Source organism: uncultured Tyzzerella sp. (assembly GCF_963558545.1).
GTDB lineage: Bacteria > Bacillota > Clostridia > Lachnospirales > CAG-274 > Tyzzerella.
The window spans coordinates 73608-94702 of sequence record NZ_CAUWHO010000005.1 but is presented as its reverse complement, the minus strand read 5'-3'; the positions used below and the strand labels follow the sequence as shown (position 1 = coordinate 94702).

29 protein-coding genes, 2 pseudogenes and 1 riboswitch are annotated in these 21095 nt (G+C 25.6%); of the genes and pseudogenes, 23 read left to right on the top strand and 8 right to left on the bottom strand.

Annotated elements, in window-relative coordinates; translation table 11 throughout:
* Window positions 1–81: 81 nt before the first annotated feature.
* Window positions 82–1395, bottom strand: coding sequence for an MATE family efflux transporter (locus R5Z65_RS00610; RefSeq protein WP_317366398.1), 1314 nt, complete (start codon window positions 1393–1395; stop codon window positions 82–84).
* 87 nt (window positions 1396–1482) lie between these two features.
* Here R5Z65_RS00610 and R5Z65_RS00605 point away from each other — a divergent pair, with 87 nt between their 5' ends.
* From R5Z65_RS00605 to R5Z65_RS00590, 4 genes are all read left to right on the top strand, one after another.
* A complete protein-coding gene (locus tag R5Z65_RS00605) occupies window positions 1483–2304 on the top strand; it encodes a MerR family transcriptional regulator (protein ID WP_317366396.1) in 822 nt (273 codons plus the stop codon).
* 62 nt (window positions 2305–2366) lie between these two features.
* Window positions 2367–3818, top strand: a complete 1452-nt coding sequence (locus R5Z65_RS00600) for an NADP-dependent glyceraldehyde-3-phosphate dehydrogenase (RefSeq protein ID WP_317366394.1) — start codon at window positions 2367–2369, stop codon at window positions 3816–3818.
* Between the two features lie 53 nt (window positions 3819–3871).
* Window positions 3872–3988: riboswitch (FMN riboswitch) on the top strand.
* A 308-nt stretch (window positions 3989–4296) separates the two neighbouring features.
* Window positions 4297–4809 carry an ECF transporter S component gene (locus R5Z65_RS00595; RefSeq protein WP_317366392.1) on the top strand — a complete coding sequence of 171 codons (513 nt, stop codon included), beginning with the start codon at window positions 4297–4299 and terminating at the stop codon, window positions 4807–4809.
* Between the two features lie 11 nt (window positions 4810–4820).
* Window positions 4821–5192, top strand: coding sequence for a VOC family protein (locus R5Z65_RS00590; protein ID WP_317366391.1), 372 nt, complete (start codon window positions 4821–4823; stop codon window positions 5190–5192).
* Between the two features lie 12 nt (window positions 5193–5204).
* Here the strand turns inward: R5Z65_RS00590 and R5Z65_RS00585 are convergent, their stop codons facing one another.
* Together R5Z65_RS00585 and ytvI are read right to left on the bottom strand one after the other, a co-directional pair.
* Window positions 5205–6638 (bottom strand): aminotransferase class I/II-fold pyridoxal phosphate-dependent enzyme, encoded by a 1434-nt coding sequence (locus R5Z65_RS00585; RefSeq protein ID WP_317366390.1) that lies wholly within the window; start codon window positions 6636–6638, stop codon window positions 5205–5207.
* 2 nt (window positions 6639–6640) lie between these two features.
* Window positions 6641–7702 carry a sporulation integral membrane protein YtvI gene (gene ytvI / locus R5Z65_RS00580; protein WP_317366388.1) on the bottom strand — a complete coding sequence of 354 codons (1062 nt, stop codon included), beginning with the start codon at window positions 7700–7702 and terminating at the stop codon, window positions 6641–6643.
* Window positions 7703–7849: 147 nt separating this feature from the next.
* Between ytvI and R5Z65_RS00575 the strand changes: the two genes are divergently transcribed.
* The 3 genes and pseudogenes from R5Z65_RS00575 to R5Z65_RS10170 all read left to right on the top strand — a co-directional run.
* Window positions 7850–8077 carry a spore coat associated protein CotJA gene (locus tag R5Z65_RS00575; RefSeq protein WP_317366387.1) on the top strand — a complete coding sequence of 76 codons (228 nt, stop codon included), beginning with the start codon at window positions 7850–7852 and terminating at the stop codon, window positions 8075–8077.
* A 23-nt stretch (window positions 8078–8100) separates the two neighbouring features.
* The gene (locus R5Z65_RS00570; protein ID WP_317366386.1) at window positions 8101–8379 is read left to right on the top strand and encodes a spore coat protein CotJB; all 279 of its coding nucleotides are present in this window, start codon (window positions 8101–8103) and stop codon (window positions 8377–8379) included.
* Window position 8380: 1 nt separating this feature from the next.
* Window positions 8381–8473 (top strand): annotated as a pseudogene (locus R5Z65_RS10170) (manganese catalase family protein); the annotation flags it as partial.
* A gap of 33 nt (window positions 8474–8506) precedes the next feature.
* On the opposite strand, the gene R5Z65_RS00560 reads toward R5Z65_RS10170, so the two are convergent.
* Together R5Z65_RS00560 and R5Z65_RS00555 are read right to left on the bottom strand one after the other, a co-directional pair.
* Window positions 8507–9940 carry a recombinase family protein gene (locus tag R5Z65_RS00560; RefSeq protein WP_317366385.1) on the bottom strand — a complete coding sequence of 478 codons (1434 nt, stop codon included), beginning with the start codon at window positions 9938–9940 and terminating at the stop codon, window positions 8507–8509.
* 24 nt (window positions 9941–9964) lie between these two features.
* Window positions 9965–10318, bottom strand: coding sequence for a helix-turn-helix domain-containing protein (locus R5Z65_RS00555; RefSeq protein WP_317366384.1), 354 nt, complete (start codon window positions 10316–10318; stop codon window positions 9965–9967).
* Window positions 10319–10488: 170 nt separating this feature from the next.
* Here R5Z65_RS00555 and R5Z65_RS00550 point away from each other — a divergent pair, with 170 nt between their 5' ends.
* The 3 genes from R5Z65_RS00550 (at window position 10489) to R5Z65_RS00540 (ending at window position 11919) form a co-directional block, all read left to right on the top strand.
* Window positions 10489–10866: a hypothetical protein gene (locus R5Z65_RS00550; protein WP_317366382.1), complete on the top strand. Its 378-nt coding sequence runs from the start codon at window positions 10489–10491 to the stop codon at window positions 10864–10866.
* A 34-nt stretch (window positions 10867–10900) separates the two neighbouring features.
* Window positions 10901–11413 (top strand): hypothetical protein, encoded by a 513-nt coding sequence (locus R5Z65_RS00545; RefSeq protein ID WP_317366381.1) that lies wholly within the window; start codon window positions 10901–10903, stop codon window positions 11411–11413.
* Window positions 11414–11505: 92 nt separating this feature from the next.
* Window positions 11506–11919, top strand: a complete 414-nt coding sequence (locus R5Z65_RS00540; RefSeq protein ID WP_317366380.1) for a protein-export chaperone SecB — start codon at window positions 11506–11508, stop codon at window positions 11917–11919.
* A gap of 42 nt (window positions 11920–11961) precedes the next feature.
* Here R5Z65_RS00540 and R5Z65_RS00535 read toward each other — a convergent pair whose 3' ends face one another.
* Window positions 11962–12789, bottom strand: a complete 828-nt coding sequence (locus R5Z65_RS00535; protein WP_317366378.1) for a LexA family transcriptional regulator — start codon at window positions 12787–12789, stop codon at window positions 11962–11964.
* 96 nt (window positions 12790–12885) lie between these two features.
* Here R5Z65_RS00535 and R5Z65_RS00530 point away from each other — a divergent pair, with 96 nt between their 5' ends.
* Window positions 12886–13086 (top strand): hypothetical protein, encoded by a 201-nt coding sequence (locus R5Z65_RS00530; RefSeq protein WP_317366376.1) that lies wholly within the window; start codon window positions 12886–12888, stop codon window positions 13084–13086.
* A 27-nt stretch (window positions 13087–13113) separates the two neighbouring features.
* Here R5Z65_RS00530 and R5Z65_RS00525 read toward each other — a convergent pair whose 3' ends face one another.
* Window positions 13114–13407, bottom strand: coding sequence for a hypothetical protein (locus tag R5Z65_RS00525; RefSeq protein ID WP_317366375.1), 294 nt, complete (start codon window positions 13405–13407; stop codon window positions 13114–13116).
* Between the two features lie 136 nt (window positions 13408–13543).
* Between R5Z65_RS00525 and R5Z65_RS00520 the strand changes: the two genes are divergently transcribed.
* The gene (locus R5Z65_RS00520; protein ID WP_317366374.1) at window positions 13544–13870 is read left to right on the top strand and encodes a hypothetical protein; all 327 of its coding nucleotides are present in this window, start codon (window positions 13544–13546) and stop codon (window positions 13868–13870) included.
* A gap of 37 nt (window positions 13871–13907) precedes the next feature.
* On the opposite strand, the gene R5Z65_RS00515 is transcribed toward R5Z65_RS00520, so the two are convergent.
* On the bottom strand, window positions 13908–14186 hold the full coding sequence (locus tag R5Z65_RS00515; RefSeq protein ID WP_317366372.1) for a hypothetical protein: 279 nt from the start codon (window positions 14184–14186) through the stop codon (window positions 13908–13910).
* 173 nt (window positions 14187–14359) lie between these two features.
* Here R5Z65_RS00515 and R5Z65_RS00510 point away from each other — a divergent pair, with 173 nt between their 5' ends.
* From R5Z65_RS00510 to R5Z65_RS00455, 11 genes and pseudogenes are all read left to right on the top strand, one after another.
* Window positions 14360–14488, top strand: coding sequence for a hypothetical protein (locus R5Z65_RS00510; protein WP_317366371.1), 129 nt, complete (start codon window positions 14360–14362; stop codon window positions 14486–14488).
* Between the two features lie 54 nt (window positions 14489–14542).
* A complete protein-coding gene (locus tag R5Z65_RS00505; protein ID WP_317366370.1) occupies window positions 14543–14761 on the top strand; it encodes a hypothetical protein in 219 nt (72 codons plus the stop codon).
* 68 nt (window positions 14762–14829) lie between these two features.
* The gene (locus R5Z65_RS00500; protein WP_317366369.1) at window positions 14830–15009 is read left to right on the top strand and encodes a hypothetical protein; all 180 of its coding nucleotides are present in this window, start codon (window positions 14830–14832) and stop codon (window positions 15007–15009) included.
* 247 nt (window positions 15010–15256) lie between these two features.
* Window positions 15257–15778, top strand: coding sequence for a siphovirus Gp157 family protein (locus tag R5Z65_RS00495; RefSeq protein ID WP_317366367.1), 522 nt, complete (start codon window positions 15257–15259; stop codon window positions 15776–15778).
* A 10-nt stretch (window positions 15779–15788) separates the two neighbouring features.
* A pseudogene (locus R5Z65_RS10115) lies at window positions 15789–16463 on the top strand (AAA family ATPase).
* 14 nt (window positions 16464–16477) lie between these two features.
* Complete coding sequence (locus tag R5Z65_RS00480) at window positions 16478–16735, top strand: hypothetical protein (protein WP_317366364.1); 258 nt, start codon at window positions 16478–16480, stop codon at window positions 16733–16735.
* Window positions 16732–17055 (top strand): hypothetical protein, encoded by a 324-nt coding sequence (locus R5Z65_RS00475; protein WP_317366363.1) that lies wholly within the window; start codon window positions 16732–16734, stop codon window positions 17053–17055. Before R5Z65_RS00480 ends, R5Z65_RS00475 begins: the two co-directional genes overlap by 4 nt.
* A gap of 44 nt (window positions 17056–17099) precedes the next feature.
* A complete protein-coding gene (locus R5Z65_RS00470; RefSeq protein ID WP_317366362.1) occupies window positions 17100–18830 on the top strand; it encodes a phage/plasmid primase, P4 family in 1731 nt (576 codons plus the stop codon).
* Window positions 18831–19029: 199 nt separating this feature from the next.
* The gene (locus R5Z65_RS00465; RefSeq protein WP_317366361.1) at window positions 19030–19425 is read left to right on the top strand and encodes a Holliday junction resolvase RecU; all 396 of its coding nucleotides are present in this window, start codon (window positions 19030–19032) and stop codon (window positions 19423–19425) included.
* A 137-nt stretch (window positions 19426–19562) separates the two neighbouring features.
* Window positions 19563–20789, top strand: a complete 1227-nt coding sequence (locus tag R5Z65_RS00460; protein ID WP_317366360.1) for a DEAD/DEAH box helicase family protein — start codon at window positions 19563–19565, stop codon at window positions 20787–20789.
* Entirely contained in the window at window positions 20782–21084 is a 303-nt protein-coding gene (locus R5Z65_RS00455; RefSeq protein WP_317366359.1) for a hypothetical protein, read from the top strand. The genes R5Z65_RS00460 and R5Z65_RS00455 overlap by 8 nt, the downstream gene beginning before the upstream one ends.
* The last annotated feature ends 11 nt before the right edge of the window (window positions 21085–21095 follow it).

Below are 21095 nucleotides of genomic sequence, written 5' to 3'. Positions count from 1 at the left end.
ATATATGCACAAGCACTAGCTTTATTATATTAAAAAACGATTATATCGTCAAGTATTTTTATTATAAATACCAACATTTTTTTAATAGTTGTATATAGGTTTATATTTTTTATAAAAATAAAAGCATACAAAACCACATAATAAGCTGGCAATAGGTACTGACCACCATACACCAGATATACCTATTAGCATAGGGAATAATATAATGCCAGTGCTTTCAAATACTAATGCCCTTAAAAATGATATAATAGCAGACACTTTGCCATTTGAAAAGGAAGTAAACATACCAGATACAAATATTAGCATACCAACTATTAAAAAACTAAGAGAATAAATCTTTAAGCCCTCAAGGGTAAGGCTATAAACATTGGTGTTTGGTTCTGTAAAAAATCTAATCAAAAGAGGAGATGATATTGTAATAATTATATAGGAAAATATAGATATTGCTAGTACAAGCTTTATGCTAATAGATATAAGGCTTTTTAGCATAGGTATATCTTTACTACCGTAAAAGTAACTTATTTTTGGAGATACACCAATGGAATATCCTAAAAATATAGATGTTACTAAATATTGTATATATAATATAATAGTTATGGCAGCAACACCATCTTCTCCAATATATTTTAACATAACAAAATTAAATAAAAAGGTTATTATACCACTTGATAATTGGGACACCATTTCAGATGAACCATTAGAGCAAGAGCTTAATATAACAGATATATTTTTGCTAGGCATTTTAAAGTGCAATAAATTAGATTTTTTTATAAAAAACCACAGGCCTATAATAGCAGGTACGGCATAGCCTATACCAGTTGCAATGGCAGCACCTTTTACTCCAAATTTAAATAAAACTATAAAAACATAGTCTAATATAATATTTAAAATACCACCTGATACAGATAGTATTAACGCTGTTTTGGATTTATTAATGGCAACTAAAAATTGCTCCACGATGTATTTTAGCATAGTAGGGGTAGCAAAAACTATCATATAAAATAAGTATTCTTTTGTGGCTTTATATAAAGAGCCTTCTGCTTGCAGTATTTTTAATATTTGCTCTATAAAAACTAAGCTTAAAAACATTATTAGTATACTAAGGATAAATGTAAAATACACTATTAAAGAAAAATCCTTTTTTGCCTCATTGTTTCTTTTTTCTCCTATTTTTTTCATAACTAAGGCACACCCACCTGTGCCAAGCATAATAGATACACCTAATAAAAAGTTTACATAAGGATATGCTATATTAACAGCAGATAAAGCATCTGTTCCTACAAACCTAGATACAAAAGCACCATCTACAATAGTATATAATGACATAAATGACATCATAAATGTTGTAGGGAGAACTAATTTAAAAACTTGAGATACTTTAAATTTGTTTTCCATAAAAATCTCCTTTTTAAAAATAATTGATTAAACCTAAAAAATATGATAATCTATACAGTAACTGGATAGTCAAGGGGAAATTTATTTATGGAAGAAATTTTTGAAAAATATCTTACAACAAGCCAATTTGCTAAGATGTATAATGTTAATAAAAAAACGCTAATATATTATGATGAAATAAATCTTTTTAAGCCAGCTTTTGTAAAAGAAAATGGATATAGGTATTATACAATACATCAAGGAGGACTTTTTGAGGTTATTTTAATATTAAAACAACTTGGTATGCCTCTTAAAACTATAAAAAAATATTTGCAAAATAGAAGTGTGGAAGAGCTTAATACAATTTTATTGGAGCAAAAAACTACTATTGAAAAACAAATAAAAGAGCTTAACCGTATAAATAATATTATAAAAAACAGGCTAAATATTTTATATTTATGTGAAAATATAGCACTTGATAAAATAAATGTAGAATATATGCAAGACGAATACTTTATACTATCTAACAATATAAGAAATAAGCCTACTATGGTTGTTTCCAAAACAATGTGTGAGCATATAGCAAAAAGCTATAAAAATAATACTTATAATGGGTTAGGCTTTGGGTCTATAATAAAAAGTGATGATATAATAAATAAAGATTATTTAAACTATTCTTATTTTTATACTAAAACTCAAAATAAGCCTAAAAACATAGAATATTTTTTAAAGAAAAAAGGTAAATATTTAGTGTTTTATCATAAAGGAAGTTGGTTAAACTTTAACGGGGCATATGAAAAAGCAAAAAAATACTTAAAAGATAATAATTACAGTATGGGAGATTATTGTTATGAGGAATATATAATAGATGATGCAGCATCTAAAACGGTAGATGGGCATATAACAAAATTTATGATACAAATCTATTGAAATATTTAAAAAACTTTGTTAAAATGAAGTAAAAAAATAGGGATTACTAAGGAGGTACTAATATGTTTCAATTAATAAAAGAAAACAATAAATATAAAAATCTTGTAAATGGTAATTGGTTAGCTAGTAAAACAGATGATTATATAGAAATAAAATCTGTTTTAGACAATTCTACGGTAGGTTTTGTACCAGCTATGAACCAACAAGAAGTAGACTTTGTTTTACAAAATGCTAAAGTTGCTCAAAAAAAATGGAGAGAAACATCAATAGATGAAAGAGCTAACCTTTTATATAAAGTAGCAGAAAATTTAGAAAAAAATGTAAATGTATTTGTAGAAAGTATGATACACGAAATAGGAAAGGATAGAAAAAGCTGTAAATCGGAAATATTAAGAACAGCAGATTTTATAAGATATACAGCAGACACAGTTAGAACTATGTCTAGCGAATGTTTAGTAGGTGATGGATTTTATGGTGGTAGCCCTAAAAAAACTGGCATAATAAAAAGAGAACCTTTAGGCGTTGTATTAGCTATATCACCTTTTAACTACCCTATAAATCTTGCAGCATCTAAAATAGCTCCAGCTATTGCTATTGGAAATTCTGTTGTTTTAAAACCTTCTACACAAGGTAGTATATGTGGGTTACATTTAGTTAGAGTTTTTGAAGAAGCAGGCGTTCCTGCTGGTGTTATACAAACAGTAACAGGAAAAGGTAGCGAAATAGGAGATTATATAGTAGCTCATAAAGATATAGATTTTATAAACTTTACAGGTAGCACGGATATAGGTGAAAGAATAACTAGCAAATGTGGTATGATACCAGTTATATTAGAGCTTGGTGGTAAAGATGCAGGTATTGTATTAGAAGATGCAGACTTAGAGCATACAGCAAATCAAATTATAGGTGGGGCTTTTTCTTATTCTGGACAAAGATGTACTGCTATAAAAAGAGTTCTTGTTATGGAAGAGGTGCATGACACATTAGTAGATAAACTTTTAGATAAAATTAAAAATGTAACAGTAGGTAATCCTATCAATGATAATTTTGATGTAGTACCTTTAATAAATGAAAAATCGGCAGATTTTGTTATGGGGCTTATAAATGATGCAAAAGAAAAAGGTGCAACTGTTTTATTTGGAGATAAAAGAGAGGGTAACCTTATATACCCAACGCTTATAAAAGATGTTACATTAGATATGAACGTGGCTTGGGAAGAACCTTTTGGGCCAGTTTTACCTATTATAAAAGTAAAATCTTATGAAGAAGCGATAGAAATAGCTAACAAGTCTGAATACGGTTTACAAAGCTCTGTGTTTACAAAAGATATAGATAAAGCACTTAAAATAGCAGATAAATTAGAAGTAGGTACTGTTCAAATAAACAATAAAACAGAAAGAGGACCAGATAGTTTCCCATTTTTAGGTGTTAAATCATCTGGTATAGGTGTTCAGGGGGTTAGATATTCCATAGAGGCTATGTCTAGACCTAAAGTAACAGTATTAAATATATAAGTATTGCAATAAATTAAATAATATTATATAATTATATTATAAAAATTAATATGTTTTATCCTTGGGGAAGGGTGAAAGTCCCTATCGGTGGTTATAGTCCACGAGCTTTTAAGCAGGATTTGGTGAAATTCCAAAACCGACAGTTACAGTCTGGATGAGAAAGGATATTTTATATAAAAATGTATAGGTGTGTTATGCTTATTTGCAACATACATATATGTTGTTGTTTATATATAAATATTTGCCTAAAGGATATTGTTTTCTTTAGGCTTTTTTTGATGTAAGACATAACTTATACTCTTAAAAGGTATTTAGGTTAATAAAATATATATTAATTTTTATTAAAAGCAATTAAGATATTACTTATATTTTTAAAGTAAAAAATATATAGGAATATCTGTTTTGAATACAAAGTATTCAAAACATTGATTAAAAACTGATTATACAAAAAATATTAATTTTATTTAGGAGGAAAATTATGTCAGTAAAAAAAATAACATTAACAGCACTCATAAGTTGCCTTGCATATTTGGTTACAGTATTTAAAGTACCCGTAGCTTTTTTATCTTATGAAATAAAAGATGTAATAATAGCTATAGGCAGTATATATTTAGGAGGCATATATGGGTTAATTATATGTTTTGTAGTGGCAATAATAGAGATGTTGACTGTTAGTAACACAGGTATAATAGGATTTTTAATGAATTTTTTAGCTAGTGCATTATATATATTGCCTATATGCTATATATATAATAAAGGTAAGGGTATTTTAAAAGGTATCCTATTAGGCACTATATTTATGTCTTTAGGTATGTTTATATTTAATATATTTATAACACCTATATACCTTAATGTAGAATTAAAAGAAACTATAAATTTACTATTTACATTAATAACACCTTTTAATATAATAAAAGGAGCATTAAATGGGTTTTTAATATTTATAATATATAAACCATTGCTAAAAGCTATTAAAAAAGCAAATATTTAGGAGGGGATAAAATGAACTTTAAATTTTATCATAACAATATTAATGTTTTAGATTTAGAAAAAAGCCTAAACTTTTATAATGATGCTTTAAATTTAAAAGAAACAAGAAGAATAGAGGCAGAAGATGGGAGCTTTATAATAGTTTATTTAGGTGATAGCCAAACAAGTCACTTTTTAGAATTAACGTGGCTTAGAGATAGAAAAGAGCCTTATAATTTAGGAGATAACGAATTTCATTTAGCATTACATACAGATGATTACCAAAAAGCATTACAAAAACATAAAGAAATGGATTGTGTTTGTTATATAAATGATGATATGGGTATATACTTTATTAGTGACCCAGATGGATATTGGATAGAAATTTTACCACAAAATATGTAAAAAGGTTGAGAATTATTCCTCAACCTTTTTACATATTACAGATATTTTATTGTTTTTGTCTAGGCCTATAACATTTATATTATTTTTTATATAGTCTTTAATTTTATTAATAGTGGTAGGTGTTATTATTTCTCCAGGGGTTAAAATAGGTATACCTGGAGGGTATGCTGTTACAAAATCACCACAAATTTTATTTAAACATAAATCTATATGAAGTAGTTTTTTATTACAATAAAACGCATCTCTAGGTATTATACTAGGATAAACAATATTTTGGTATTGGGTATTTTGATATTTATTATTATTATTATTATTATTATTATGTGCAATATCTTTATCTATTTTATATAAAATATCTTTAAAGTAAATTAGTTTTTCAAAATCATCACATATAGTAGATATAGCTATTATATGATTTTTTCCATACATTTCTAGCTGTATATTATTTTCTTTTAAAATAGAGTTTACATAATCTCCATTTACGTTGCTATTTATTAAAAATGTAAATCTACTAATATCAAAATCTATAATATTGCTATCTTGTAAAATATCATTGTCTATAAGTTTTATATTTTTTAGCTGTTTTAAATCTTTTCTCAAGTTTTCTAAAAATAAAGAATAATTATAAAAAAGGTTTTTATTATTTTTACAGAAGTTTATAGCATATTCTATACTTAACATAAATATATAAGATGGACTTGTAGTTTGTATCATAGATAAACATTTTTCTAATTTATCTTTATTTATAATTTTGCTATTTATGTGAAGAACGGCACATTGGGTAAAGCTAGGAAGTGTTTTGTGAAAACTTTGTATTGATATATCAGCTCCACATTGTATAGCTGTTTTAGGAAATTTATTAGAAAATTTAAAATGTGCACCGTGAGCCTCATCTACTATAAGTGCAATATTATGTTTATGAAGTATTTTTGCTATATTTTCTATGTCACTAACAAAACCCTCATATGTAGGGCTTGTTAGTATAAATGCTTTAATATTGGGAAACTTTTTTATTGCATTTTCTATATGTTTTAAGTCTATACCACAAGGTATGTTATATTTTATAGTAGGATTAATATATACAGGTAATGCACCACTTAAGACTATACCATTATATACACTTATATGGCAATTTCTTGCTACTAATATTTGTTCCCCTGGAGATACACAAGCCATTATAGAGGCTATTATACCTCCACTACTTCCATTAACCAAAAAGTAACTATCATTAGAGCCAAATATGGAAGATAAAATTTCTTTTGATTGTTTTATTATACCGTCTGGTTTGTGCATATTGTCTGTTTCATCTATTTCTGTAAAATCTAAATTTATAAAATCATAAAAATCGTTTAAAAACTTTTTATTTCGTTTATGCCCTGGCATATGAAATGGATATATATTTTTATTTGATAAAGATTTTAACTTGTTATATATAGGCCTATCCATATTTACCTCCATTTTGGTAATATATTTTCGTTTTGTAGTGCTTTAATTACAACCATTATTACAGGGCCTATAATAAATCCAAAAACCCCAAATAACTGAAGCCCTACATATATAGACATTAATGTAGCTAATGGGTGTATACCTATCTGTTTGCCTAATATTTTTGGTTCTACAATTTGTCTTGTAACAAGAATAACTACATATATAATAATAAGGCCAATAGCCAATCCATAATTTTGTATAATAACATTGTATAATGCCCAAGGCCAAATTATAAAACCACTTCCAAAAACAGGTAAAGCATCTATAATACCTATAACAACTGCTATAAATAAAGCATATGGAGCTTTTAATGTTAATAACCCTATAAAGCATATAGCTGCAATTAAGCACATTATTATAAGCTGGGCACGGATATAGCCAAAAACAGCATCTCCTATACCAGATTTTACTATGTTAAATTTATCTGAATATTTTTTTGGCAACTGCCTAATAATAAATTTTTGTATATTTTCCTTATCTATAAGCATTAAATAACAAGATATTATACTTATTATTGTTATCATAAGAGCATTAGGCACTTTTTTTATAACTTTAATGGAAGTATTTTTTAATCCGTTACTTAAAAATTCTCCTACTAAAGACGAAAAGTTTTCAAAAAAGTTGATAACAGTTCTTTCTAATCCATCTGGTAATATTGTAAAAAACCCTTTTATACTTTGGTTTATTTGGTCAAAAGTTAATTTTATAGAATTTATATAAAATGGTAAATCTTTTATAAATTCCTTTCCTTCTTTTATTATTTGTCCTACAACACCAACCCCTATAAATACAACTAAAAATATTAATGTAGATATACATAATATACTGCTAAGATGCTTTGGTATTTTATACCTTTTATTTAATATTTTAAAAAGTGGATATAAAATAATACATAGGATATACCCTATTATAAAAGGTAAAAATAGACCACCAATATAATTTAAAAATAAGTATATAAATAATAAAGATAAAATTAATTTTATTATTTTTAATATGTTCTCTTTATTAGCTAAAAAAGACATTATTATCACCTCTTTTGTTTACATAATTATAAGGTATAACTTTTTACATTAAAAGTCAATAGTTATTTTATATTGTAACATTTTATGTTTATATGAATACTATAAAATTAGGTTAAATATAACCAATTATATAAAGGAGGTTTTATTATGAACTGCGATAGATGTATGCAAAATACAGGCTGTATACCTTATGAAGAATATATAAAGGTTGATGAATTAGCAAGAGCTTATGTTCCTTTTCAAAAACTTTGTAGCATTTATGATAAGGACGAAGCTATGGTTAAAGGTACTATTTTCCCAGAGCTAGCAAGCCCTTATTGTAAAAAAGATAAAAATAATATGAAAGAAAATCAATGTTTTTTTAAGAACATTTAAAAATATTTTTAGGAGGCATAAAAATGGAAAGAGAAGAAGTTTTAAGTAGACTTACAGCTTTAGACTTTATGGCTGTTGATATGGCTTTATATTTAGATACTCACCCTTATGATAAAGAGGGGATTTCTATATACAATGAAATTTTAAAAGAAGCAGATAATATGCGTTCTATATACGAACAAAAATTTGGACCTTTATGTTCTTATCGCTCTATTTCTGATAGTGATAGATTTAAATGGGTTGATAACCCTTGGCCTTGGCAAAATTGCTTTAATTATAATTTGAAAGGAGAAATATGCTAATATGTGGATATATGAAAAAAAGTTAGAATTTCCTGTAAAAATTAAAAATAAAAACCCTCAGCTTGCTAAATTAATTTTAACTCAATATGGTGGACTATATGGTTATAGGGTATAAATTTTTTATACCCTAGGAATAATAGTAAAACTCAAGTGTTTTACTTACTTTATTAAATATTATCTTTTCAATGCAATGTTTGACATATTGTATTTTATCAAGATTAGATGCATTTTCATCTATTACAAGACTTCTTAATTTTTCTATATTATTTTTAAATTCATCGAAGTTTTTTTCTTTGTTTTCACTAAAAGAGTTTAGCTTATTTTTTATATTTTCTATTTGATTTTTAATTAATGTTTTGTTTTGCTTGTAATCTTCTAAGGTGTCAATACCATCTAAATATGCATCTTTTGCACGCTCTAGTTTACTATTTAATTTATTAAGTTCTAAATTTAGAAGTTTTGTTTCTTCATTTTGACTTTTTTCATTTCTTGATTTTAAATTTAGTGTACTTAAATCTCTAGAGGCTATACTGTTAATTTCTTCTAAAAATAACCTTTCAAGCTCTTTAATAGGTATAGCATTAGACACTTTACACCTACCGTGATTATAACCTATACATTGTGTATATTTACCGCCAACAGATAAACTAGAGCCACAATAGGAGCACTTTACAGTACCACTTAAATAATGCTTAAATTCTGTAATAGGTCTTTCTTTTGGTTTATATCTTTCTTTATAAATTTTCATTTTAGTCTGCACTTTTTTAAATATATCTTCATCTATAATAGATGGATAGTTACCTTTAACTATATGTGCTGGTTTTGTATAATCTCTTTTTCTTTGTCCATCTTCACACCAAGTAGTATAGCCTATATAAACTGTATTTCTTAATATATATTCTACGGTACGTCTTTCAAACTTATTTCCACGTTTTGTTTTATATCCTAAATCATTAAGATTTTTTGTTATCTGTTGCATAGGTGTAGAGTTTAAAAATTCATTAAATACATATTTTACGATTCTAGCTTCTTCTTCATTGATTATAAGCGTTTTATTAATCTTATCATTTTCATAACCCAATGGTGCGTAGGCTTGATACTCACCACGTTTAGCTTTTTCTGCCATACCTTTTTTAACTTCTTCAGCTAAATTTAAAGAATAATACTCTGCCATAGCCTCAAGCATACTTTCTAAGATTATAGAAAACTTATCATCTTCTATAGATTCTGTTATACTAACAACTTTTACATTGCATTCTTTTCTCAATAAAGATTTAAAAACAACACTGTCCTCTCTATTTCTGGCAAACCTATCAAACTTATGTACTAATATAACATTAAATGGTGATGGCTTATTTTTTGCAGTGGCTATCATTTTCATAAATGCAGGCCTTTTTTCTGCTTTTCTACCAGAGTAGCCGTCATCTACAAATATATATTCACTAGGTAATATTAACTTATTATCTTTTGCGTATTTCTTTATTGCATTTAATTGTGCATCTAAACTATATTCTATTTGGTCATCTGTACTAACTCTTATATATGCACAAACTGTGTTCATAAAATCAACTCCTTTGGATATATACTAGTATGGTTTTAAATATGTGTGAGCAGGTTCTTTTATTTTAAATTGAATTCTTTCAATTAATCCTAAATCTTCAAGCTCTTTTATCCAATAGCTTATAGTTCTCTCATCTTTATTAAAATATTTAGCCATAGTATTTATTGTAACATTACATTCTCCAGAATAATTTTTTGTATGTAAACCTAGATAAATATATAATTTTAATGCACTTCCAGAAACTTTTTTAAGTAAATTCTTTTTCTTAAAGTCTTGAAAAATAATAAAATAGCCATTTTTATCATTTAATTTTTTTTTCTTCCATGATTCATATTCAAATTTATTTTCATTTGATTTTTTTTCTTTTGTAATACTCATAGTTTATCCTCCTATATGAAAAAATTATACATACAAATTATAGTTATATATATAATAATATATATTATATATTATTATATATATAAATACAAGATATTTTTCTTTGACATAATATAATATAATAGAATAATATTAAAAAGAGTTATCTATTTAAAAAGGAGGTATATATTTTGCAAAAGATTAATGATAAGTATTTAGAAAATAAAAATGCTGCCTATGAATTAAAATTAAAAGAACGCTATAATGCTTCAGTTAGCAGATTTTATTATAGTATTTATCAAAAAATGATGGTATATATTTTAAGAAATAATAAAAAAACATTTTCAAATGATGACCCACATGTAAAAAATAGAGAATTATTTTTAAATATTTTTATTCAAAATAATCCAAATAAAACTAAAAAAGAAATAAATGATATACGAAATCAAATAAATGATTTAAAAAAATTAAGAATAAAGGCTGACTATTTAGATGAAGGTATTTCTAAAAATGATGCGGATTATGCTGAATTAACATATAATGATTTGGATAAAATAATATATATTTAGTTATAGGATAAGTGGAAATGAGGAATGAAATATTATGGGTAAATTAAATTTAAAATTAAATAAGCTTATAAATCAGTATTTAAAAAATAATAAAAAATTAGAAAATGTAAGATTTGAATTAAAAGAATCTGAAGAAATTCCTGGGAGTATTGAGATATTGTACATTGTTAATAAAGATGATACTGCAGAAACAAGAAAAGAAATATACAATACTATAAGTGATATTGTTTATACTGATTTTGAAAAAAAAGGATTGACGAAAGAAGAAATAATGAATGTTTTAATAAGCTATGATTATTTTAATGAGATAAGACTTTTAAAAGATGATAAAGAAACATCTAAAGATAAAAATATTTTTAGAAATAATTTATTAGATGCATTATATTATCAAACATATAAATTAGAACTTTCAAAGATTTTATCAAGTGGGAAATCATTTTTTAAAGAAGAAATTACTAATTCAAATAAGTATGAAAATAAAAATTTATGTAATTTTTTTATTGAAGTTAACGATTCAAAAAATAAGGATTTATTTTTCCTAAAATAAGATGTTGATTATTTGTAAATAGAATTAAAAAAATGTTTGTGCAAGTTAAAATTTGATATATTATAGCTATAGTAATGGAGTGATTATATATTATGAAAAAAAGTGAGTTTCAATTTAAAAATCCTACTTTATTGAAGTTAGATTATAGAGTAAATTTTGAAAATATAAAAGATAATTTTGAAGTAGAAATTAAAAATAAAATGGATGTTGAGATAATATCAAATAATGATAATATTTCTTCACCTTGTGCAGTAAAGTTATCAATAAGTGTTAATCCAGAAAAAAATAAAGATGATTTATTTAATTTAGATTTAGATATAGTTGCTTTATTTGAATGGGACCAAAAATCAATAAGTAATGATGATGCTAAAAAATTATTAAATATTAATTCACCAGCATTATTATTGTCATATGCAAGGCCTATTATTGCTAATATAACACAGCAAAGTGGTCTACCACCTTACAATATACCTTTTGTGAACTTTACTGAGAATGAACAAATTTAAAAAGACTTAGTTTTAAACTAAGTCTTTTTTTTGTGTATAAATTTATAAAACTAAACCACAAATTTTAATACAAGAGTTTTCGTCAAGTTTAATAGGATTATACTTTTTATTTAAGGATACTAGATATATACCATTATCTTGAATAGAGTATTTTTTTATATAAGCTTCTCCATCATAAATAAATATACCTATTTGTCCATTATCAAGGCTTGGTTGCTCTTTAATAAAAACTATATCCCCGTCATAGTAATTAGGCTCCATACTATCCCCACGAACGCGTAAAGCAAAATCACATCTTCTAGCTTGTGGTACAAGTTTTAAATCTACATTAACTATCTCATAATCTTCATAATCACTAATAAAATAGCCTTTTCCTGCTGATACTGGTGTATCATATAATTTTATTTCTTTAACTTCTTCAATATTGATAATATTAGAATCTGTTGTTATGCTAAGCTCTTCTAATAATTCTTTATTTTCTTTAACTTTTTTAGCAGCTTCATTATATTTATCTAAACCAACAAGGGCTTTAAGATAACCATCAAATATATTTTTATTTTCATCAGTCATTTTTAAATAATTTTCTACTATCTCAAGAACCATAGGTTTGACGCCGTTTTCTTTTAGTACATCTGTTACAGTTTTATTATTTTCTTTAGACTCAATAAAAACAGGCTCTACTCCATTTCTTAACCAATCTTCATTGACATTAAATGTTTGGCATATGAGTTTGATATGTCTATTTTGTAATATACGTCTACCGTTTTCAATATCTCCTAAAGCACCAGGACTTAGAGAAATCTCATTTCCAAAATCTTTTAATGTTAAGTTTAGAATATTTTTTCTCAATTCTTTTAGTCTTTTATTCACATATTCACCTCCTTTTTCTATATATTATCACGCAAATAGAAAAAATATTGTTGTTAGTACATTGAAAAATAAATATTAAGAAAGGGGTAAAAAGTTATGTTGATAAACTTTAATAATGAAAGTAAATTTTTTACACAAGAACAATCAGAAAAATTAAATGAAATAGCAAGAGAAACTATACTATATTTTTGTGAAAAAATAGAAAGTTTAGGAAATGGTATAAATAATCAAATTTTATATGATATGTGTTCAAGAATAGAAAAACAATTGGCTAGTGTAACATTTAGAAATAAATAGAAAAAGCCACTTTTAAGTGGCTAAATACTAATTTCTTGTAATACTTATACTTAATAAATCTTTTGTTGTTACAGCTTGTTCACCATTAGGAATTTTAAATATTATTACATTAACAACATCAAGAGTTTTGCTATTATAATTATCAGTAATTAAAATTTTTCTAAGATAGGTATCTCCTATAGGCATACTGAATTTTGACATTAGTGGAAAGGAGCTATCATTTTTATATTCATCTTGTAATAATATGTATTCTGTAGCATTTTCAACTGTAATAATGATATTTTCTTTATAAATTAATGTAACATTGTAAGTATTAGACATATGTACACCTCCTTTTCTTGTATATTTCTACACCTATATCTAGCACATATAAATGTAGATACTAAAATTATACAAGAAAAGGAAAATATTTACAATAAAAATAAGATAACATTGAAAATTGAAAGGGGGTGAGTTTATGGAAAAAATAAAAACTTTGGAAGACTTTAGATTGCATCCACATAAATTTTCCCATCGCACAGGAATTATTTACGATATAGATAAAGATTATATATATATTGTAGAAATTCTTATTAATAGGGATTGGTTTCACAGCTGTGGCGAAAGATACAAACTTAAACATAATTTTAAACAAGATGAAATTGATAAAATAGACGCAGGAACATATATTAACTTTTTTGTGACATCCAAAACGGAATTTATGGGGTATAAAAATATAAAGGTGAAAAAAGCTAAAGAAGGCCATAAGCATAAAGACTGTCATATTTTTGAAATGCTAGATTAATTAATATATAAAACCACCCTTACGGGTGGTTTGGGAATTATAAACTTTCAATTACTTCTATACCTAGTTTTGTTATAGAAAAAGATAATGGTCCATTAAAAGTGAATTCTTTAACTCCAACATTATTTATAGGAGTTACCAAGCCTAAATTAACTAATTCTTGAGCATTTAGACTGTTAGTAAAAAACTTACTAGTTCCTTCCCCATTCATAGGTATATAGCTGTAAGGCTTACCTTTTAAATGGAAATTGTATGTTTCTTTTAATAAATCTAACAAAGTATCATCAAGCTCATCAATAATTTGTTGAATATTCATATGTACACCTCCTTTTCTTGTATATTTCCATATAATAAAATGGCAGTTTTAAAATATGGATACAATAATTATACAAGAAAAGGAAAATATTTACAATAAAGATTAAAAAAGTAGTGTAATTAACAAAAGTAATTATAAAATATTTTAAGAATTAATAAAAGGAGTGAGTTTTTATGAAAACAAATAAAAATTCTAAAAAGATGTTAGATATATTGACTATTATAGAATTATTGCAAAATGTATCTGAAGAAAAAGTACGAGATATAAAAAATGTAGCAATAGGTATAGCTATTGCTAAATAATAAGAATAGGACAAATTGTAAAGTTAATAAATTTATAAAAAAGGAGTTGATAGTATGGGTAGAAAAAGAGAGCCCTTAAAAGTTAAATCATTTTTAAATGTTAAAAATGAAGATGGAACAGTAACACCTATATTAATAAAAGATGTAGATGGTGTTGTAAAGCCAGAGTATGCAGAAATATGGCAAGAAGCACAGAATAAGATGATGTTACGATGTGCAGAATATTATGCTAATAAAAATGGATTTGATTTAGAAATAATTGAAAAGAAATAAGCCTTTAGGCTTATTATGTAGTACAAGCTATAAAAATAAAATATTAAAATACAAAAGGAGATAAAAATATGTATAAAATTTATTTAGTTAAATTACTAAATGGTATGGAAATACCTTTACTTGCTAAACACAATAGGGAAGCTATGGTTTTAACAGGTAGATTTCAAAAATGGTATGGAAATGTATTAAAAGTTATTAATGCCAAAGGTATGGAGGTTATAAACAATGAAAAAATATTTAACCTTTAAAGATAGCTTAATGTTATCTTTAGCAGTAATAGTATGTTATTTTTTAGGATACTTTATAGGAAAATTAATATTTTAAAGGAGATACAAAATGAAAAATTGGGAAAAATGGGAAATGATTAATAGAATTTTAAATATGTTGAGAAAACAAAAAGGGTTGCCCTTAGTAAATCCTATGAGCAACCCATACATAAAATAAAAATTAATTTAATTATAACACAGATTTTACAAAAAGAAAAGAGGTAAATTTATGGAACAAACGATTTATGAAATAATGGGAGACTACAATACATTATTTGAAATGTCATCAGATGAAGAAATGCCAAAAGAATTATTTGAACAAATGTTAAAAGATACTAAAGAAAGTATAGATTTTTCTTTAGAAGAAAAAGCATATAGCTATGCTAAAGTATGTAAAAATTTAGCTTATAACAGGTCATTATTAGAAGGACAAGAGAAGTTTTTAAAAGAAGAGCTTGAAAGATTACAGAGTAAAATTAAATCAAGCAAGAGTAATGAAAAATGTATAAAAGATACATTGCTAGAAGCTATGCAACTTGCAGATATACCTAGATTTAAAAATGATATTTTTACTATATATCAAAGTAAAAATATCTCTGTAGAAGTTTTAGACTGTGAAAAAGCATTAAAACAAGATTTAGCTAGCATTGAGATTAAACCAGATAAAGACAAAATTAAAAGAAAACTACAATCTGGAGAAAATCTTGATTTTGCAAAATTAAAAGAAAGTAAATTTTTAGTCATTAAGTAGGAGGTATATTATGGCAAAAGTAATAGGGATAATGGGAGAAAGTGGCAGTGGTAAAACTACAAGTATGCAAAATCTTGACCCTAAAACAACTTTTTATATAGATGCAGACAAAAAGGGCTTAAGTTGGAAAGGGTGGAGAGGGCATTATAGTACAGAGAGTTTAAACTATATAAAATCAGATGATGCTAGATTAATACTTAATATTTTAAAACAGATTGACAAAGGTATAATAAAGTTAAGAGATGGTAGCCCAAAAGATATGAAACACATTAAAACTATAGTGGTTGATACATTAAATGGCATTATGGTTGCAGATGAAATGAGAAGATGCAAAGAAAAATGCTATGATAAATGGCAAGATTTAGAATAGTCAGTATGGGAAATAGTAGATATTCCGCTAGATTTTAGAGACGATTTAACAGTAATATTTATAGCACACTCTCAAACAGATAGAGATGATAGTGGAGAAATAATGACTAGAATAAAAACAAACGGAAATAAACTAGGTAAAATATTATTAGAAAGTAAAATGACAACAGTATTATGGGCAATGCAGACAAATGGTAATTACATATTTAAAACTAGGGCAGATAAATCTACTTGTAAAACTCCTAAAGGTGCTTTTGATGTAGATGAAATAGAAAATGATATTACAAAAGTATTAGAAGCATTAAAAGATTATTAGGAGGAAATATTACAATGAAAATACAAGGTATAAAAGGTTATGAACAAGAAAAAACAGCAGTAATGGGTGAAAGCAATAAATTAGAGGCAGGTAATTATATATGCAAAATATTAAATGCTAAATGTGAAAATAATAAAAGTGGTAACCCAATGCTAATATTACAGTTTGACATAGCAGAGGGAGACTTTAAAGACTATTATAGGCAAAGCTTTGAAGCTAAAGAAAACTTGATGATAATACAACTTTTAAAGGGGTATTTTATCAAAATATGACAGGGGTATCTCTTAAATTTTATAAAGGTGTCTTAACTTCTATTGAAAAATCTAACAACATAAAAATAGATGGTGAAAATGGATTTGACAGTGAAGTATTAAAAGGAAAAGTGTTTTTAGGTAGATTTGGAGAAGAAGAGTACTTAGGTAATGACAATCAAGTTAAGTCTGTAACTAAATTAAGATTTATATCATCTACAGATAAAAAGGACTTGCCTATTTTAGATAAAAAAGTTTTAAAAGATGCACCTAAAAAACAAGATGATGATAGTTTTTACAGCATAGAAGAAAATGTAGAAGATGATAAGTTGCCATTTTAATTATCATAGGGTAGGGTTTACCTACCCTTATTTTTTACAAAGGAGTGATAAATATTAATGCAAATTTTAATCAATTTGAATACTATAAAAACTTAATAAGTAATGAGCAACCATTAAAAAGACAATATGTTTTTATAGTTGATGATGAAGAAATAAGACTATTAATATATGCACTAGGATATTCTGCTATATTTTTAGATAAAAATGAAAACATAGATAATTTTATTAAATTTACTGTTGAAAATTCATTGTACATTAATAAAGGTATTAATGAGAATGGGACTATAAAAGCAGATGCAAGTTATGTAAGTAATTTTATGTATTTACCTTGTCTTAATAAGTATAATAATGAAAAAATAATAAATATTTTTAAACAGAATTATATTAAGGTAGATAAAAATGCTTGGAAAGTATTTACTAGAAAAGGCAAAAACTTAGAGTATTATAAAAGTAATTTAGAAGATTTAGAAAAACTTTTAGATGAGTATATAAATAGTTTTGTAAAAGCAAACAATCATAATTTTGATATGAAAAAAGGGAAAATAAGCTCTAAAGAGCTTGATATGGAAGCATTTTCTTTATACTTAATAGAAAAGTATAAAATAATAAGTATAGATAATTCACTGCATTATTATTTAGAAGATGAAAAATATTATCCTACATTGAGCATTGAAAATTTTAACAAAATAGTTATGAAAGAGGTATATAATACAACTAAAAATAAAAGGAATGAATATTACCAATATTTAAAGGCTTATGTAACAGAAAAAGAGCATAGTAGTAGCAATTATATAATGTTTAAAAATGGTATTTATGATATAAAAAACAGTATTTTATTGCCTTTTAGTGAAAGTATGATTATAATTACAAAAATACTTCATAATTTTAAAAGTACATTTTGTGAAGAAACAAAAACAAAGGCAGATAGCTTAATATCTATATGGGCAGATAATGACAAAGAGATAGAAGAACTTTTATATCAAGTTATAGGGTACACTCTATTTAGGAGCAACCCTTTAGGTAAAACTTTTTTCCTTCAAGGTAGCGGTGGTAACGGCAAAAGTACATTTTTTGATTTTTTGGGGTTTATTATAAATAAAAATAATGTGGTACATAGAGAATTTGAAGAGTTAGAAAAAGAATATAACGTAATTTCTTTAAAGGGTAAAATGCTTACTGTATGTGATGATATAGACAACAAATATATAACAAGGGTAGGCCTCTTAAAAAAAATAGTTACAGGAGAGCCTATTATAGGTAAAGCATTATATATAGACCCAGAAGAATTTAGATATACAGGCAAGCTATTGTTGGCAGGAAATGATGTACCTAGAATAAATGATACATCAGACGGTTTAGGGAGAAGGCTTGTTATAATACCATTTAAAGCTAATTTGAAAAATAGGCCTAACATAAATTTAAAAGAGCAATATTTCACAGATGATATAGCAGAATACATACTTTATAAGGCTATTATACATTTAAAAAATGTTATGAATAGCAAAGAATTTATTAAGCCTAAAATTGTTGATGTTGCCCTTAAAGAATACCACAGTTACAACAACCCAGTAATAGAATTTATAGAAGAATATAAAGAAATAATAAATACAAAAGCTTGTAGTTTTGTCTATAGCAGCTATAAAGATTTTTGTGTTGAGATAGGAGCTAAGTCTTTAGGGCGTAATGCTTTTTATAAAAAGATGGAAGAACAGGGGTATAAAAAGACAAAAATAAGAATAGATAACAATTTTCATTGGCAATTTTGCGTATTCTAATGTTCCAATTTGTTCCATTTTTTGTTCCACTTTTAAAACCTTGTAATAGGCTTGTTTACTATATGTTCCAATTTGTTCCACTTTTATTTATAAAAATAAAAAAATAAATAAAATTATATATAATAAAAAGTTATAACAATAGGATAAAAACTGTAACAAATTGGAACAAACTTATAAGATTTTTTAGAAAGGATAAACAATGAATAATAAATTAATTGGGAATGATTTTGAAAAAGAATTTGCCTTATATCTACAAGATAAGGGTATGTTTGTATACAACCTACCTAACAAATATACAGGACAACCTTTTGATATAATAGCAGTTAAAGAATATATATTTTTTGCTTTTGAGTGTAAACATTGTAAGGGAAATGTATTTAGCCTTAGCAGAGTAGAAGATAACCAGATGCAAGCATTAAGAAAACTAGAAAAAGCTAAGTCTAATAATTACTTTTTTGTTTTTAAATTTAATGATGAAATAAAGTTTTGTGAAGCTAGCTATATAAAGGATAAACTTAAAACAGATAATAAAATACATAAAGATGAATTATCAAGTTTTGAAAGATTGGAGGAGTTACTATCCATATTATTATAAGTAATGAAATAACATTTAAAGATTGTTTAGAGGATATAAGGAAATATTGTAAAGATAATCTTTTTATAAGTAATCCAGAATATCAAACATTAAAACAACTTGGTAGGTGGACAGGCAATATACCTAAATATTTATATATGTATAAAGAAAATGGAAAAGACTTGACAATACCTGTTGGCTTGTTTTCTAAGATAAAAAGTAAGTTTGATTTATCTTTGTATAAAAAGCAAATAAAACTAGCAGATGATAAAGTATTTACTTTTCAAAATAATATAACTTTATATGATTATCAACAAGTAGCAGTATATGAAATGATTAAAAAAAGTTATGGTATATTGCTTGCACCTACTGGAAGTGGCAAAACACAAATGGGTATAGCTTTAGCTTGTAAGCTAGGCTATAAAACATTATGGATAACACATACAAAAGACTTATTAAAACAGTCTTATGATAGAGCTAAACAATATATAGATAACAAGTATTTAGGGACTATTACAGACGGGAAAATAGACATAAAAGATGGTATTACTTTTTCTACAATACAAACATTAAGCAAGTTAGATTTACAAAGCCTAAAATATGAATTTAATATAATAATAGTAGACGAGTGCCACAGATTAGCAGGTACACCAACAAAACTAAAACAATTTAGTAAAGTTGTAAATAGCTTAGCAGCTAGACATAAATATGGTTTAACTGCTACATTACATAGAAGTGATAAACTAGAACAAACGACAATAGCTTATTTAGGTAATGTTGCTTATGAAGTAAAAAGGGAATTTGTAAAAGCTAAAATAATAAATCCTAAAATAGTTAAAATAGATACAGGTATAGAGCTAACAGATGATTGCTTATCTACAGACGGTACAATAGATAACAATAAACTATTAACTTATTTATCACAAAATGCTGATAGAAATTTAATTATAAGTAAATATATATTAAACAATAAAAATAATTATAACTTAATATTAAGTCATAGGATAGAGCAATTAGAAAATATCTACAATATACTACCAGATACAGAAAAAGAAAAAGCAGTTTTATTAAGCTCTAAACTAAATAAAAAGGCTAGAGAAAATGCCATAAAAGATATGCAACAAGGTTTAAAGAATTATATGTTTGCTACGTATTCATTGGCTAAAGAAGGACTAGATATACAAAGATTAGATAGGCTTTATTTAGTATCATCTTCTAAAGATAAAGCAGTAGTGCAACAAAGTGTAGGTAGGGTTATGCGTGTATTTGAAAATAAAGATATACCTATTGTTTATGATTTTGTAGATGACTATATAAAGGCTAATAAAGATTTTACTAAGCGTAAAGGTTTTTATAAAAATTGTGGGTGTGATGTAAGTGGATAACATAGAAGAAATTAAGAAGAGAATAGAAAAGGCAGAAAATTTGCCTAAAGAAACTAGAGAGCAATTTTTATTTGATTATCTAAATTTAAAAAGTATAGAAGCTAAAAATAATAATTCAGATTATGTTTTATGGAGTTTGTTTTGTAATATTGTTTGTTTTGCAGAAGATAAGAATATTATATCTAAAGATAATTTAATAAAATTTATAGGACGATTTGAAGAAGAGTATAAAGCTAAAAAAGAATTTAATCTTGATTTATTGCTACAGTTTATTAGTTATATTTTGGATAAGTAAGTAACGGAGGG

Excerpts from the sequence above, each read along its gene's own strand:
- R5Z65_RS00605 (WP_317366396.1), top strand. The coding sequence starts at position 1,483 with ATGGAAGAAATTTTTGAAAAATATCTTACAACAAGCCAATTTGCTAAG.
- R5Z65_RS00475 (WP_317366363.1), top strand. The coding sequence starts at position 16,732 with ATGACAGGGGTATCTCTTAAATTTTATAAAGGTGTCTTAACTTCTATT.
- R5Z65_RS00595 (WP_317366392.1), top strand. The coding sequence starts at position 4,297 with ATGTCAGTAAAAAAAATAACATTAACAGCACTCATAAGTTGCCTTGCA.
- R5Z65_RS00525 (WP_317366375.1), bottom strand. The coding sequence starts at position 13,407 with ATGTCTAATACTTACAATGTTACATTAATTTATAAAGAAAATATCATT.
- R5Z65_RS00500 (WP_317366369.1), top strand. The coding sequence starts at position 14,830 with ATGTATAAAATTTATTTAGTTAAATTACTAAATGGTATGGAAATACCT.
- R5Z65_RS00555 (WP_317366384.1), bottom strand. The coding sequence starts at position 10,318 with ATGAGTATTACAAAAGAAAAAAAATCAAATGAAAATAAATTTGAATAT.
- R5Z65_RS00540 (WP_317366380.1), top strand. The coding sequence starts at position 11,506 with ATGAAAAAAAGTGAGTTTCAATTTAAAAATCCTACTTTATTGAAGTTA.
- R5Z65_RS00515 (WP_317366372.1), bottom strand. The coding sequence starts at position 14,186 with ATGAATATTCAACAAATTATTGATGAGCTTGATGATACTTTGTTAGAT.
- R5Z65_RS00590 (WP_317366391.1), top strand. The coding sequence starts at position 4,821 with ATGAACTTTAAATTTTATCATAACAATATTAATGTTTTAGATTTAGAA.
- R5Z65_RS00545 (WP_317366381.1), top strand. The coding sequence starts at position 10,901 with ATGGGTAAATTAAATTTAAAATTAAATAAGCTTATAAATCAGTATTTA.
- R5Z65_RS00560 (WP_317366385.1), bottom strand. The coding sequence starts at position 9,940 with ATGAACACAGTTTGTGCATATATAAGAGTTAGTACAGATGACCAAATA.
- ytvI (WP_317366388.1), bottom strand. The coding sequence starts at position 7,702 with ATGTCTTTTTTAGCTAATAAAGAGAACATATTAAAAATAATAAAATTA.
- R5Z65_RS00600 (WP_317366394.1), top strand. The coding sequence starts at position 2,367 with ATGTTTCAATTAATAAAAGAAAACAATAAATATAAAAATCTTGTAAAT.
- R5Z65_RS00460 (WP_317366360.1), top strand. The coding sequence starts at position 19,563 with ATGTATAAAGAAAATGGAAAAGACTTGACAATACCTGTTGGCTTGTTT.
- R5Z65_RS00520 (WP_317366374.1), top strand. The coding sequence starts at position 13,544 with ATGGAAAAAATAAAAACTTTGGAAGACTTTAGATTGCATCCACATAAA.
- R5Z65_RS00495 (WP_317366367.1), top strand. The coding sequence starts at position 15,257 with ATGGAACAAACGATTTATGAAATAATGGGAGACTACAATACATTATTT.
- R5Z65_RS00465 (WP_317366361.1), top strand. The coding sequence starts at position 19,030 with ATGAATAATAAATTAATTGGGAATGATTTTGAAAAAGAATTTGCCTTA.
- R5Z65_RS00505 (WP_317366370.1), top strand. The coding sequence starts at position 14,543 with ATGGGTAGAAAAAGAGAGCCCTTAAAAGTTAAATCATTTTTAAATGTT.
- R5Z65_RS00480 (WP_317366364.1), top strand. The coding sequence starts at position 16,478 with ATGAAAATACAAGGTATAAAAGGTTATGAACAAGAAAAAACAGCAGTA.
- R5Z65_RS00610 (WP_317366398.1), bottom strand. The coding sequence starts at position 1,395 with ATGGAAAACAAATTTAAAGTATCTCAAGTTTTTAAATTAGTTCTCCCT.
- R5Z65_RS00510 (WP_317366371.1), top strand. The coding sequence starts at position 14,360 with ATGAAAACAAATAAAAATTCTAAAAAGATGTTAGATATATTGACTATT.
- R5Z65_RS00570 (WP_317366386.1), top strand. The coding sequence starts at position 8,101 with ATGGAAAGAGAAGAAGTTTTAAGTAGACTTACAGCTTTAGACTTTATG.
- R5Z65_RS00585 (WP_317366390.1), bottom strand. The coding sequence starts at position 6,638 with ATGGATAGGCCTATATATAACAAGTTAAAATCTTTATCAAATAAAAAT.
- R5Z65_RS00530 (WP_317366376.1), top strand. The coding sequence starts at position 12,886 with ATGTTGATAAACTTTAATAATGAAAGTAAATTTTTTACACAAGAACAA.
- R5Z65_RS00575 (WP_317366387.1), top strand. The coding sequence starts at position 7,850 with ATGAACTGCGATAGATGTATGCAAAATACAGGCTGTATACCTTATGAA.